Annotated in this window: 18 protein-coding genes; 17 read left to right on the top strand and 1 reads right to left on the bottom strand. The window is 30.9% G+C overall.

Features of this window, described 5'->3' with window-relative positions; genetic code table 11:
• Nucleotides 1-6: 6 nt before the first annotated feature.
• The gene (locus tag BW929_RS15260; protein WP_159437158.1) at nt 7-165 is read left to right on the top strand and encodes a hypothetical protein; all 159 of its coding nucleotides are present in this window, start codon (nt 7-9) and stop codon (nt 163-165) included.
• A 9-nt stretch (nt 166-174) separates the two neighbouring features.
• Here the strand turns inward: BW929_RS15260 and BW929_RS10310 are convergent, their stop codons facing one another.
• Complete coding sequence (locus BW929_RS10310) at nt 175-684, bottom strand: nitroreductase family protein (protein ID WP_076545410.1); 510 nt, start codon at nt 682-684, stop codon at nt 175-177.
• A gap of 195 nt (nt 685-879) precedes the next feature.
• On the opposite strand from BW929_RS10310, the gene BW929_RS10315 reads away from it, so the two are divergent.
• The 16 genes from BW929_RS10315 to speD all read left to right on the top strand — a co-directional run bounded on the left by BW929_RS10315 (nt 880) and on the right by speD (nt 12481).
• The gene (locus BW929_RS10315) at nt 880-1392 is read left to right on the top strand and encodes a dihydrofolate reductase (protein ID WP_076545411.1); all 513 of its coding nucleotides are present in this window, start codon (nt 880-882) and stop codon (nt 1390-1392) included.
• On the top strand, nt 1392-2183 hold the full coding sequence (locus tag BW929_RS10320) for a thymidylate synthase (RefSeq protein ID WP_076545412.1): 792 nt from the start codon (nt 1392-1394) through the stop codon (nt 2181-2183). Before BW929_RS10315 ends, BW929_RS10320 begins: the two co-directional genes overlap by 1 nt.
• A gap of 20 nt (nt 2184-2203) precedes the next feature.
• Nucleotides 2204-2374, top strand: a complete 171-nt coding sequence (locus BW929_RS15265) for a hypothetical protein (RefSeq protein WP_159437159.1) — start codon at nt 2204-2206, stop codon at nt 2372-2374.
• A 61-nt stretch (nt 2375-2435) separates the two neighbouring features.
• Nucleotides 2436-3020, top strand: coding sequence for a GNAT family N-acetyltransferase (locus tag BW929_RS10325; RefSeq protein WP_234978093.1), 585 nt, complete (start codon nt 2436-2438; stop codon nt 3018-3020).
• A gap of 35 nt (nt 3021-3055) precedes the next feature.
• Nucleotides 3056-3469, top strand: a complete 414-nt coding sequence (locus tag BW929_RS10330; protein ID WP_076545413.1) for a pyridoxamine 5'-phosphate oxidase family protein — start codon at nt 3056-3058, stop codon at nt 3467-3469.
• A 228-nt stretch (nt 3470-3697) separates the two neighbouring features.
• On the top strand, nt 3698-5182 hold the full coding sequence (locus BW929_RS10335) for a S41 family peptidase (RefSeq protein WP_076545414.1): 1485 nt from the start codon (nt 3698-3700) through the stop codon (nt 5180-5182).
• A gap of 318 nt (nt 5183-5500) precedes the next feature.
• Entirely contained in the window at nt 5501-5806 is a 306-nt protein-coding gene (locus tag BW929_RS10340) for a hypothetical protein (protein WP_076545415.1), read from the top strand.
• Nucleotides 5807-5911: 105 nt separating this feature from the next.
• Entirely contained in the window at nt 5912-6277 is a 366-nt protein-coding gene (locus BW929_RS10345; RefSeq protein WP_076545416.1) for a RidA family protein, read from the top strand.
• A 61-nt stretch (nt 6278-6338) separates the two neighbouring features.
• Nucleotides 6339-7193 carry an aminoglycoside 6-adenylyltransferase gene (locus BW929_RS10350; protein WP_076545417.1) on the top strand — a complete coding sequence of 285 codons (855 nt, stop codon included), beginning with the start codon at nt 6339-6341 and terminating at the stop codon, nt 7191-7193.
• 5 nt (nt 7194-7198) lie between these two features.
• Entirely contained in the window at nt 7199-7990 is a 792-nt protein-coding gene (locus BW929_RS10355; RefSeq protein WP_076545418.1) for a GNAT family N-acetyltransferase, read from the top strand.
• Nucleotides 7991-8090: 100 nt separating this feature from the next.
• Entirely contained in the window at nt 8091-9110 is a 1020-nt protein-coding gene (locus BW929_RS10360) for a C45 family autoproteolytic acyltransferase/hydrolase (protein ID WP_076545419.1), read from the top strand.
• Nucleotides 9111-9127: 17 nt separating this feature from the next.
• Nucleotides 9128-9805: an MBL fold metallo-hydrolase gene (locus tag BW929_RS10365; protein ID WP_159437160.1), complete on the top strand. Its 678-nt coding sequence runs from the start codon at nt 9128-9130 to the stop codon at nt 9803-9805.
• Between the two features lie 211 nt (nt 9806-10016).
• Nucleotides 10017-10274, top strand: coding sequence for a DUF2164 family protein (locus tag BW929_RS10370; RefSeq protein WP_084566170.1), 258 nt, complete (start codon nt 10017-10019; stop codon nt 10272-10274).
• Between the two features lie 26 nt (nt 10275-10300).
• Complete coding sequence (locus tag BW929_RS10375; RefSeq protein ID WP_076545420.1) at nt 10301-10747, top strand: GNAT family N-acetyltransferase; 447 nt, start codon at nt 10301-10303, stop codon at nt 10745-10747.
• A 68-nt stretch (nt 10748-10815) separates the two neighbouring features.
• Nucleotides 10816-11313, top strand: coding sequence for a GNAT family N-acetyltransferase (locus tag BW929_RS10380; protein ID WP_076545421.1), 498 nt, complete (start codon nt 10816-10818; stop codon nt 11311-11313).
• A 769-nt stretch (nt 11314-12082) separates the two neighbouring features.
• Nucleotides 12083-12481, top strand: a complete 399-nt coding sequence (speD, locus tag BW929_RS10385) for an adenosylmethionine decarboxylase (RefSeq protein WP_076545422.1) — start codon at nt 12083-12085, stop codon at nt 12479-12481.
• Nucleotides 12482-12516: the final 35 nt, after the last annotated feature.

Raw genomic sequence — 12516 nt, forward strand, 5'->3', positions numbered from 1 at the left:
TTGAAAATGATCCATATAGCTATGGATGAAAATTATTATGATGAAAATAAAAAGGGACGATATGGTGACACAGGATATATTTATAATATTCATTCTCCCAGAAACCCAGATAATGGCGAGATTTTTAATACCAGTCTTGGTATTTTAAAGAAATATAAAGCTTGATGGGCTATTCTAAAATTTATTCCAGACCAGCACGTCAGATAGAGCTTTTTTAGAAGGCATGTTTACACTCTCTTCATCATAATAACCAACAGACATCAAGGTCATTAATTCCATATCCTGGGGACAATTAACCACTTCTTCCATCTGTTTTGAATGTTCTTTTTGATAGGAATTAACCCAGCAGGTACCAAGATTATGTGACTTAGCAGCTATCATAATATTTTCGGTAGCAGCTGATGCATCCTGTAGAGGAGTAGTAGCTTTATCCTGGTTTATAAAAACAGCTATACAGGCTCCAGCTTCTTCAATAAATCTACCATACCGAGCAAGGGAGGCAATTTTGCTTTTGGTTTTTTGATCAGTAATAACTAAAAAAGACCAGGCCTGTCTATTGTTACCGGTGGGTGCAAGTCGAGCACAATCAATTATTTCCTCAAGAATTTCCTCCGGTATTTTTTTATTAATATATTTCCTGACACTTCTCCGCTCTTTAATATTTTTAATAGTCTCATTTGACATAATCTATTCCTCCTTTTAAAATTTATACTTTATATTAGATTATCATTAAATAGACTGATTTTGCAAATTTGTTATAATTATAAAATAGGAGCTTAATATTTAAAATCTATAATCACTTTTCCTTTCTTAAAAGTCAATTTCTTGCTATAATAATTACAGTAATTAAAATTTTTATCAGTTTGGAAAGGTGATTAGATGAGTTTATCAATTATTGCAGCAATGGATCAGAATCAATTAATAGGGAAAGATGAAAAAATACCCTGGGATTTGCCGGCGGATTTAAAATACTTTAAAAAAACAACTATGGGAGCACCCGTAGTTATGGGGAGAAAGACTTTTGAGTCAATTGGCTTTCCCTTACCAGGTAGAAGAAATATCATTCTGACCAGAAATAAAGATTATGCAGCTGAAGGCTGTGAGGTAGTTCATTCTCAGAAAGAAATATTAGCTGAGTTTTTAGAAATAGAAGAAGAAGCTTTTATAATTGGCGGAGCCGAAATTTATAGACAATTTTTACCTTATTGTAATAAATTATATTTAACAATTATTGACCATGAATTTTCTGGTGATACATATTTCCCTGAGTTTGACCGGCAGAATTGGGATCAGATATCAGAAAAGGAAGGCAAGACTGACAGCAGCAATCCTTATCAATATTCCTATCATGTTTATCAGCGTAAAAATAAAAATTATAGGAGTGATTTTTAATGAAGCAGTATCTTGAAATGTGTCAGCATATTTTAGACAATGGAGTGGATCGAGAAGATCGAACAGGAACAGGCACCCGCAGTATCTTTGGCCATCAGCTGAGATTTGATCTGCAGGAGGGTTTTCCTTTAATGACAACCAAAAAAGTATACTGGAAGGGAGTTGCTTATGAGCTGCTCTGGTTTTTAAAGGGAGACACTAATATTAAATACCTGAATGATAATGATGTCCATATCTGGGACGAATGGGCTGATGAAAATGGAGATTTAGGTAATGTCTACGGTCACCAGTGGAGGAGCTGGGAAGGAAGAGAAGGTACAGTAGATCAGATTTCTCAGGTTATTGAACAGATTAAGGATAATCCTTATTCAAGGAGATTAATTGTTAATGCCTGGAATGTGGGAGATTTAGATAAGATGGCTTTACCACCATGTCATCTGCTGTTTCAATTTTATGTAGCTGATGGTAAGCTTTCCTGTCAGTTATATCAGCGATCCTGTGATACTTTCTTAGGAGTACCATTTAATATTGCAAGCTACAGTCTGCTGACCCATATGATAGCTCATGTTGTGGGACTAGAAGTTGGTGAATTCGTCTGGACTGGTGGTGATGTGCATATTTATCAGAATCATTTTGATCAGATTAAAGAACAGTTGAGCAGAGAACCAAGACCACTGCCCCAGATTAAAATTAATGCAGAAACTGACAATATTTTTGATATTGACTTTGAAGATATTGAGCTGATTGGCTATGACCCTCATCCTACTATAAAGGGAGAAGTTTCAGTTTAATTGAAAAAGGAGAATAGTTAATGAGACTATTAAGACTTAAAAATTGGGGTTTATCCCTGAAATTAAAAACTTTATTTTTAAAAGCTGTCTCAATTATAACTTCTCTGCTGTTAGCAGTTCTTTTGCTATTTGCATTTCCTTTAATAGCAAAAGATTCTGTAGCAGGGGGAAGCTTTTCAGATAAAAAATAGTCAGAATTTTGGCAAGTTAATATTTATAAACTATATTTTATTTTTTAACAGGGAGGACACAATGACTAAATCAATTAGAAAAGATATTAAAATTCGTCCGGAAACTCATAAAGACTATCAAGATATTATATCGCTTGTACTCCGGTCTTTTGCAGAAGGAACACCATATTCAGATGGTACTGATGTTTTAGCATTAATTGAAGAAATTAGAGATTCCAAATATTATATACCGGGACTATCATTTGTAGCTGAACTTGATAATAAAATTGTCGGACACTTTTTATTTTCACATTTTCCTTTATCTGCAGCAAAAGAAGGCGGATATAAAAATGAAGCTGAAACTGAAATAGTTATGCTGGCCCCGGTAGCAGTACATGCAGATTACTTTAAGCAGGGAATAGGTACTGCTATGCTGACTCAGGGAATTGCAAAAGTAAGAGAGTTAGGATATCGGGGAATAACAGTTGAAGGTGATTTTAATTTTTACAACAGGCTCGGCTTTAAGACTTCAGGTAAATATGATATTTATCCAACCAGCGGCTATCCTATGGAAGATCCAAGGTGTATGATGTGTCAGGAAACTTTTCCGGGTTCACTTGCAGACATTAAAGGTTATGTGGTCTATGATATGTATTATAATGCTTAAAAAAGTGTTATTAACTATCAGAAAAGGAGGTAATTATGAAAATCTCCAAAGAAATTAAAACTTTATTGAAAAACAATAAATTGTGCAGTATGGCAACCTGTTGGAATCAAAAGCCTTACTTATCATTAATGAATTTCACTTATTTAGAAAAAGAAAATATAGTGATATTGAGCAGTAGAAAAAACAGCAAAAAATATAATAATATTCAAAAAAACAAAAATATTTCACTACTGGTGTCTTCAGATTCACTTAACAAAAGTGCTACATTTTTGGGCACAGCTCAGATTATAACTTTAGAAGATGAAAAAGAAGAGTATTATAGAAAAATACATTTGAAAAATTGTGAGATGCCTCAATTTATTTTAGGAGAGAATATTAATTTAATAATTTTTAATATTGAAGAGGTTATTATTTCTGACAGTCAGGATAATGTTAAGTATATTGGTTAATAATCATAATATATTGGAATCATAAAATTGAAATAGTATAAAATTTTAAGAAAGTAAGTCACTTGAACAGGAGCTTTAGAAATTAATTAGATTGAATCCTGTAACAATCAGTTAGTAAATAGGACTCCCCTGGTAATAAAATATAATTAAATCCCTAACTTTAGATAGGTGTATTTTTTTATTTTATAATATATTATTAATTTAATGAATCTTTAGGAGGGGTATTATATGATGTTTTTATTAAACCAGTCAAATTTTTTGTCAGTTAAGACAATCATTTTATTTTCAGCAGTTTTTGTTTTTTGTTCACTGGGTTTGTTATTTTTATTTATTGTCTTAAAAAAACTTTTACAGGGAAAAAGAATTAAAATATTTGCTATCTGGACTGCTTTTTGCTTAATTACAGCACTGCTATTATATAATGCAGGTTTTTTTGGAAATTATATTGATGTACAGGCTGCTGAAAATAAAAACTACAGCAGAGAAGAATTAGTTCAGGATTTAAAACAGCTTGAAAATATTATTATGGATGAAAATCCTCTTATTTTTGCTAATAGAGAAAAATTGAAATCTGATTTTGCTGACAGTTATAGTCTGATTGATGAGGGTATGACAGAGTTAGAATTTTACAGGTTGATTAATCCCTTAATTGCTGATGTTAACTGCGGTCATACAAATTTATATATTTCTGAGGCATTAGAAAAAAATAGAGAAAAAAAGGCAAGATTTTTTCCGCTGCAGATAACACTTGTAAATGATGAACTTTTTATATTAGAAAATGATCCGAAAAGTGGAATTAAAGCAGGCGCTAAGATTAAAGCAATTAATGGTTTAAGCAGTGAACAGATTATTAAAAAATTAATTACAAATATTAGTGGAGATGGAAATGGTGAAGCAAAACAGAGATATATTATAAGCAGGTATTTTAACAGCAGATTTTATGATTTTGTTGATAATTCAGATGAATTTACAGTTGAATATCAAAATAGTGAAGGAAATAGAATTACTGCTAATTTAAATGCTGAGTATAATAGTGATTATAATTTAAATTCCTGGAGCCTTCATTTTGAAGCTTATCAAGATGGCAACTATTATGAAAGAAAAATATTTGATAATTATGCTCTACTCGATGTAAATGTTTTTATGCAGGAAAAAGAAGAGAAGTTTGAGCCATTTTTAGAGGATTTTTTCTTAGAGTTAAAAGAAAAAGAAATTTCAAAGTTGATTATTGACCTCAGGGGTAACTTTGGAGGTAATCCATTTATGTCAAAAAAATTACTTTCTTATCTGGTTAATAAAGAAAGTAAATATTTTACCGAAGAACTTCCTTTTCTCCAGCGTTTATTAGGTTTTACAGATCCTATTAAATTTGCTAAAAATAATTTTGAAGGAGAAGTTGTTCTTATAACAGATGGAGCAAATTTTTCAACGTCTGCTCATTTCTGTGCATTTTTTAAATACCACAAACTTGGTACTTTAGTGGGAAGTAGAACCGGTGGATCATATATCTGTACAGATAGTTCAAAAGATACCGTCTTAACTAATACCCGGCTGCGTCTCCATTACTCTACCCTGGCATATGAGCTTGCAGTAGAAGGTCTGCCAAAGAATCATGGAATTGAGCCAGATATAACTACTAAGAACAATATTAATGATATTATTAATAAAAGAGATTTTCAGCTGGAACGTTCTTTAGAAGTTTTAGGAATATAAAGTTTATTATTTTAAAAACTTCCCTTCAATAAGAAGGGATTTTTTTATTTTGAATGAAGTAAGTAATAATTGATAAATTAATATTTATTGTAGAATATTGTACTGGATTATATAAGAAAAAAAGTTAGTAATTCTATGGGGGCAGATTATGGAAGGTAGATTAAAGAAAATTTCAGATAATATTTTGTATATGCCGGCAAATTATGATACAGATAGACCAATGATTTAGGTGGAATAACCTGCATAATTGAAAATGTTGGAGGAGATCATTCCCCAGATTCTACAGTAATATATGTAAAAGAGGAAAAAGTTCTATTTTTGGGTGACTGTCTGGGACCGGATATATATAAAGATAAAGAAAGTTATGATATTGATAGATTGTTTTCTTTATTTAATAAGTTGAAAAGTTATGATGCAGAAAAATATGTAGAATCTCACTGGAAACCCGAAAGTAAAGAAGAGTTTTTTAGTTATATAGATAAAATGAAGTTGATTGCATATATAACCAGAAGAAATGAAGGTAGTTTTAAAAAAATAGAAAAAGAGGTAAAAGAAAAATTAAATAGAGAAATAAATAAAGATGATTATGAATTAATAAATTATTTTATTAATGGTCTTGTGTAGTTAGTGGGTAGTAAGAATTGAAACTGACTTATGAAGCTATTTAGACAGGCATTTAGATTCTGCCTGATCTCAGAGCTTATAAAAAATAAATAAGGAGGTAATTTAATGGGGGAAATCAAAAGAAGTGATATCAATGAGGAATGGGCACATTCTGGAATTGTTGAAGCAGGGGATTTTGTTTTTATAAATTATTGTGTTGGTAATGTTGGAAAAGATATTGAAAAGCAAATTAATGGATCTTTTGATCATTTAAGCAGCCGCCTGGAGAGCATAGGTCTGACATTAGAGTCAGTAGTAAAAATTGATTGTATGTTTAGAGATATCTGGAATATTCCTGTAATGGAAAAAGTAATAAAAGAAAGGTTTGCAGGTAAATATCCAGCCAGAAAATCAATTCAGACAGAGTTTGCTCACCGCGGTGGTCAGGAAGGCCTTTTATTTCAACTTGATGCTGTTGCTTTTAAAGGATAAGCTTATAAAATCTCAGGCAAAATTAAAAAAAGATGATATTAAATAATTAAGGTGATTAATGATGAGAACTGAAAAAGAAGTCTTATCTCAGTTTCAAAAATGGGCCAGAAATAATGAATTGATTAGAGCAGCAGTTTTAACAAGTTCTAGGGTCAAATCTGATTCAGAAACTGATTTTTTATCTGACTATGATATTGAGCTCTATGTATCTGATTTAAGCAGCTTTAAAAAAAATGACGAATGGCTTAAAGAGTTTGGATCAATTATGGTCCGCTGGCCTTTTAAGCCTCGTTCGACAGGATTTAAAAATGCTTCCTGGCTAACTCGGCTTGTTTTATTCAATGATGGGGTCAGGATTGATTTTCAGATTACAGATCAGCTGGAAATAGAAGAAGATGTTTATGACAGCGGCTATAAGGTTTTGCTAGATAAAGATGGAATAACTGAAGGGCTTTTGGAACCAAGTTATTCAGAGTATATTATAAACAAACCTGAACAATTAGAATATGAAACTCTGGTAAATGAGTTCTGGTGGGATGCTTATTATGTTCCCAAATATCTCTGGAGAGAACAGCTTCCTTTTGCTAAATACATGCTTGATTATTCACTCAGATATTCTTTTCTACATAAGGTTATTGAGTGGCATATCGGTCTAAAAAATGACTGGTCAGTAGAAACTGGGATTTTTGGCAAAAGGTTTAAGGAATATTTAGATGACGAACTATGGGCAGAATGGAAAAAAACATATGCTGGTGCTGATCTTGAAGAAAACTGGGAAGCATTTTTTAAGATGATTGATTTTTTTAGAAGACTTGCAAAAAATATTGCTAAAAAGTTAGGTTACACTTATCCAGAGGAGGTAGATAAACGGGTTAGTAATTTTTGTAGGGAAATACGAGAAAAGAAAAGGGAGTGAAGACTTTGATAAACTTGAGAAGGTATAAGCTTTTAGCTGATTTTGAAAAGGTAAGTCAATTTTTAGATGATAACTATAATTTAAAGACTCTAAATAGTTATCTCTTAAGACAGTTTTTTGAGTATGCTCATACTCATCCTTATTTTAATTATAAGAAAACTCATCATTTTGGTCTCTGGGAAGATGGAGATAAACTTGTTGCTTTAGCATGTTATGAGATGGAGCCTGGCGAATGTTTTTTAAGTGTGAGAGAAGGATATAATCATCTATTAGCTGAGATGATTGATTATGCAGAAGAAGAATTAGCTGCTTTGACTGATAATCAGAAAAAATTAAATGTCTGGACTACAGATAGCGAAAAGAAAATAAGAGAGCTTCTATCAGAAAAAGGTTATAAAAAAATATACACTGAACCTGTCACTATCTTTTCTTATGAAAAGGATTTTATTGAGCTTGATCTGCCAGCAGGTTATTCAATGTTTTCATTAGAAGAAGAAAATAACATAAAAAAGATACATTCATGTCTCTGGAAGGGATTTAATCATGGACCTGAACCAGATAATAATTATGATGGGAGGCTGTTGATGCAGAGTGGACCCAATTTCAGAAAGGATTTAACTACAGTTATTAAATCACCTGATGGTGAATATGTCTGTTATGCAGGAATGTGGTTTGATAGTCAGAATAAATATGCTTATTTAGAACCCCTGGCAACAGTACCTGAACACAGGAGAAAAGGACTGGCAACAATTGCACTTACTGAAGCAATGAAAAAAAACCAAAAAATTGGGCGCTAAATATTGTTTTGGTGGAATTTCTGATTTTCATCAAGCAATCGGTTTCGAAACTATTTGTCTAAGAGAAAAATGGGAAAAGATTTTGAAATGAGGTTAAAAGATGGAATCTGATTTAATTAATAGATTCAGCGGGACAGCAGAAGAAATTGGTATTTTAATTGGTAAATCTATTGGGGGCAAAAAATTCCTGAATAATATTTCGAAAATGATTGAAGCGGTTAATAATAGTTATGGAATAAATTATAAAAAACTTAAAAATGAATCAATGTTCTGGTTTGAAAATTTACCTGAAGATTATCAAAAAGAATTGGAGGGCATTTCCCGGGGAGCAAATTTTCCAATAGAAAAAATAGCTCAGTGGTATTTTAGCAGTATGTGTACAGATAATGGTTGTACAAGTTTTATTACTAAAACTAAAGATTCTTGCTGGATAGGTAGAAATAATGATTATTTGCTACCAGAATCATGGGGCCATATAAATATTATTGAAGTGGATAACAAAATTCCAGTTATGCTATTTGGTTTAGAGGGGGATATATTTTCGGGGACAGGTTTTAATAAAGAAAAATTATGGATTCACTATAATCACTTACCTGTCTGGGATATTCCTCTGGAGTATAGAAAGAAACTTTCTCCATTTGTTTTTATAAGAAAAGCACTGGAAAGCTGTAAATCAGTTGATGAAGTAGAAAGGTTGCTGCAGAATACGGTTAGAGATGGTGGAATGAATTTATTTGTTGTTGATGGAAAAAACAATCAAAGCTCTGTTTTTGAATGCAGTTCTCAGCTTTATAAAAAAAGGAGAATAGAAAGCTCATATATTGCAGGAGCCAATCACTATTCTGAAATCAAGGTGCCTGCTGGCTGTAATTTTGATTTTAAAGATTCAATTAAAAGACAGGAAAAAGTTGAAAATCTTTTGTTAAAAAATAAGAAAGGCTTATCTCTCCAGAAAATGATAGATATTTTATCCAATTCTGAGGTTGAACAAAATAACAATTTATCAGGTACTGTTTATTCTAATATAGTCTGTCCAGCTGATAATTTAATTTATTTTGCCTATGATGGATTTCCAGCTGCAAGTAAGGGTAACTGGCAAAAAATCGAATGGGAATGGTAATAGTTAGGAGTGAGAATATGAGTGCAGTAATACAGCAGATAGAAATGGGAAAAGCAAATTCTTATTTAATAGAAGCAAAAAACGGATATATTTTAGTTGATGCAGGGATGCCGGATCAGGTAGATATAGTAAGCAGGTTTTTATCTAAAAAGAATGCTGATCTAGAAGATATCATTTTAATTATAATAACCCATGTTCATTATGATCATGTAGGCAGTTTAGCAGCTCTGAAGGAAAAAACAAATGCTGAGGTACTGGTTCATAAAAAAGAAAAAGAACTATTAGAAAATGGTAAAACTGAATTTCCTGAAGGAACAGTATTTATATCAAAGATAATTTCTAAGCTGAGCAATTTGATTTCAGAAAGTAAGTTTAAAGCAGTGACACCGGATATTACAGTTGATGATTATTATGATTTAAAGCAGTATGGAATCAAAGGGGAGATTATCCATACTCCCGGACATACAGGCGGTTCTATAAGTGTTATAATAAATGGAGAAGATATAATTTGTGGAGATACTTTATTTAACTTTATGCCTCACTCTGTATATCCTCCATTTGCCAATAATAAAGATGAGTTAATAGAAAGCTGGCAAAAAATAAAAAGCTACAACTGTAAAAGATTTTATCCCGGCCACGGCAGTATTTTTACAGAAGAAAAATTTATCAAAACTCTGGAGAAAAAGTTGCAGTAGATAAATTAAATGATAAAAAATATTTTCACTTCGAAGTTCGCTCTGGAAATATCAAAATAAGAGTTGGAAGATGATTTTTCATCAGGGGACAATAATAGGTGAGGAAGTAATATGAATAGAAAATTAGCGTATAAAATAGCAGATGAATATTTTGTTTCATGGTTAGAACAGGATATATAAAAATTATTGTGATAAAAGGGAGAGAATAATTATGAAAGAAGATGATCTAATAAAGAAATATGGTTTAACTGAAGAAGATAAAGAAAAATTGCTTGAAGAAATAAAGTATTATTTTGAAGTAGAACGAGATGAAAAGCTTGGAATTATAGCTTCTGAAAAAATACTAGAATTCTTTTTAGAAACAATGGGAGATTATGTTTATAATAGAGCCCTTGATAATACAAAACAGTGGTATGACCAGCGGATGGAAAATTTGGAATCCGATTTTTTTGCACTTTATAAATATTAGGTTTATCCCTGGAGGGGGGTATATTGATGGATTTTAAATTTGTAGCTATTAATTTAGAATATCTAGCAGAAATAAAAGACTGGAAATATGATGGATTTATTAAAAAAATTTATGTAGATCCTTATTTTGAAAATACTGATGAAAATAATATTGAATTAAGGGGTCCAGGCGGTTGTATAGGTTTTGTAGCCTTAACTCAAAATAAATTGGCAGGATTATTTGAATATTATTTTAGGGGAGAAATTATAGAAATTGGTCTTGCTTTAAACCCTGCTTTTGTCGGAAAAGGATATGGAAAAGATTTTGTAGAACAGGGAATAGCTTTTGGAATAGAATATTTTGCTTATCAGGAAGAATATATTAAGCTGAATGTAAATATTAATAACAAAGCTGCAAGAAGAGTTTATAAAAAGGCTGGATTTAAAGAATATGATAGAGAAGATGATTCAATAGAAATGAGAAAATATATCTGAACTAATCTAAAAAATAGATAAAATTTTTAAAAATAAAGTTTTATATTAAAATAATCTGGAGGTAGGAAATGGACTTTACAATTGATGAAATGAAAAATAGTGACTGGGAAGATGTAAAAAGAATATATATTCAGGGTATCAAAACAGGAAATTCAACTTTTGAAACTGAAGCTCCTGACTGGGAGAATTGGGATCAGGGACATATTAAAGAATGCCGTTTAGTTGCCAGAAGCAGCGGCAGCGTAATCGGCTGGGCTGCCTTAAGCCCTATTTCTAGCAGGTGTGTTTATCGAGGAGTTGCAGAATTAAGTATTTATATTGACCAGGATTACAGAGGAAACGGAATTGGAAAGACTTTATTAAAAGAAATAATTAAATTATCTGAAGAAGAGGGTTTCTGGACTCTGCAGTCTGGAATTTTTGTTGAAAATAAAGCCAGTCTCAAACTTCATAAAAAGTTCGAATTTAGAGAAGTTGGTGTCCGGGAAAAGATTGGTAAAATGAAAAATGGTTCCTGGAGAGATGTTGCTTTACTGGAAAGAAGAAGTAAAAAAGTGGGAACCTAATCGTTATTATTTGCTAAGAAATACTTTCTAAATTTTAAAAAATTAGAAAAATATATTGATTGATAATAATATTTTGAATATATTTAATTTTTCTATTGACAAATAATTAAGTAATTGTTATAATTATCTACAGTGAAATTATAGGGGGAGAAGTTTGATGAAAGTGCGTTTATTAATTTAATCAGTCAACTGAATATTTTGTACTTCTTTAAAATTTTAAAATTAATTCCTGGGGATTTTTCTGTCCAATTTTAAAATATCCTTAAGGAGTGAATTTTAAAGAGTACAGTTAAATTAATAAACTCTAGTATAATAGTAAATATTAAATATAGATATATTATATATAGCATATTATTGGATACTATGGGATTATTGCCCATAGTTTTTAATTTTTATAATATAAATGATTTTTACTAGCATTTAAAATTAACTTTGTATTTAGAATTTTGAAAAATCACCTTTATTAATGGGATTTTTATATTAAATTATAAATATATCAATTAAGCCATGGGTTTATTAACTAGCCCATGGCTTTTTTATGTTTAAATTTAAAAGAATGGGGGGAAATAAAATGGATTATACACTGGTACTTAAAAATGGGAAAAGTTTAAAAGAGGTATTTAAATTCTAGGAGATTTTAATTATTAAAAGGGGGCGGTCATTATGATTATAATAATAGAGGGAAAATTAAAATAGTTGAAATAGAGATAACGACTGAAATAATGACTTTGAATTTACGAATTAATACTTGAATGGTGAGGTAATATATATGATAAAAACTAAAAAAGAGATTTTAGGAAAACATATTGTTCTTGAAATCAGTGAATGTAATAATAAAAAACTGAATGATGTTGAATTTGTTGAAAAAATAATGGTTAAAGCAGCTCTGACTGCGGGATTAGAGATTAGTGATGTAGTATTTAATCAGTTCAAATCTCAAGGGGTAACAGGAGTAGTCATGATAGCAGAATCTCATCTGACTATTCATACCTGGCCTGAACTGGGATATGCGGCAGTTGATTTATTTACCTGCAGTCAAAGTTTTAATACTTTTGCTGCTGTAGATCTAATTAAAGAGAAATTTGAAGCAAAAAGAACTGAAGTTGAAGAAATTAAAAGGGGAACTATAAAAGAGAATAAATTAAGTAGTTTAATTCATTTTTGCTAAGTTAGAGCAGCTTTGAATAACTTAATTTATATTAA

Origin of the sequence: Halanaerobium kushneri (assembly GCF_900156285.1) — a bacterium.
In the GTDB taxonomy this organism is placed as follows: domain Bacteria; phylum Bacillota; class Halanaerobiia; order Halanaerobiales; family Halanaerobiaceae; genus Halanaerobium; species Halanaerobium kushneri.

What these genes read in the sequence shown, in the direction of transcription:
- BW929_RS15260 (WP_159437158.1), top strand. Translation starts at nt 7, where the DNA reads ATGATCCATATAGCTATGGATGAAAATTATTATGATGAAAATAAAAAG.
- BW929_RS10310 (WP_076545410.1), bottom strand. Translation starts at nt 684, where the DNA reads ATGTCAAATGAGACTATTAAAAATATTAAAGAGCGGAGAAGTGTCAGG.
- BW929_RS10315 (WP_076545411.1), top strand. Translation starts at nt 880, where the DNA reads ATGAGTTTATCAATTATTGCAGCAATGGATCAGAATCAATTAATAGGG.
- BW929_RS10320 (WP_076545412.1), top strand. Translation starts at nt 1,392, where the DNA reads ATGAAGCAGTATCTTGAAATGTGTCAGCATATTTTAGACAATGGAGTG.
- BW929_RS15265 (WP_159437159.1), top strand. Translation starts at nt 2,204, where the DNA reads ATGAGACTATTAAGACTTAAAAATTGGGGTTTATCCCTGAAATTAAAA.
- BW929_RS10325 (WP_234978093.1), top strand. Translation starts at nt 2,436, where the DNA reads ATGACTAAATCAATTAGAAAAGATATTAAAATTCGTCCGGAAACTCAT.
- BW929_RS10330 (WP_076545413.1), top strand. Translation starts at nt 3,056, where the DNA reads ATGAAAATCTCCAAAGAAATTAAAACTTTATTGAAAAACAATAAATTG.
- BW929_RS10335 (WP_076545414.1), top strand. Translation starts at nt 3,698, where the DNA reads ATGATGTTTTTATTAAACCAGTCAAATTTTTTGTCAGTTAAGACAATC.
- BW929_RS10345 (WP_076545416.1), top strand. Translation starts at nt 5,912, where the DNA reads ATGGGGGAAATCAAAAGAAGTGATATCAATGAGGAATGGGCACATTCT.
- BW929_RS10350 (WP_076545417.1), top strand. Translation starts at nt 6,339, where the DNA reads ATGAGAACTGAAAAAGAAGTCTTATCTCAGTTTCAAAAATGGGCCAGA.
- BW929_RS10360 (WP_076545419.1), top strand. Translation starts at nt 8,091, where the DNA reads ATGGAATCTGATTTAATTAATAGATTCAGCGGGACAGCAGAAGAAATT.
- BW929_RS10365 (WP_159437160.1), top strand. Translation starts at nt 9,128, where the DNA reads ATGAGTGCAGTAATACAGCAGATAGAAATGGGAAAAGCAAATTCTTAT.
- BW929_RS10370 (WP_084566170.1), top strand. Translation starts at nt 10,017, where the DNA reads ATGAAAGAAGATGATCTAATAAAGAAATATGGTTTAACTGAAGAAGAT.
- BW929_RS10375 (WP_076545420.1), top strand. Translation starts at nt 10,301, where the DNA reads ATGGATTTTAAATTTGTAGCTATTAATTTAGAATATCTAGCAGAAATA.
- BW929_RS10380 (WP_076545421.1), top strand. Translation starts at nt 10,816, where the DNA reads ATGGACTTTACAATTGATGAAATGAAAAATAGTGACTGGGAAGATGTA.
- speD (WP_076545422.1), top strand. Translation starts at nt 12,083, where the DNA reads ATGATAAAAACTAAAAAAGAGATTTTAGGAAAACATATTGTTCTTGAA.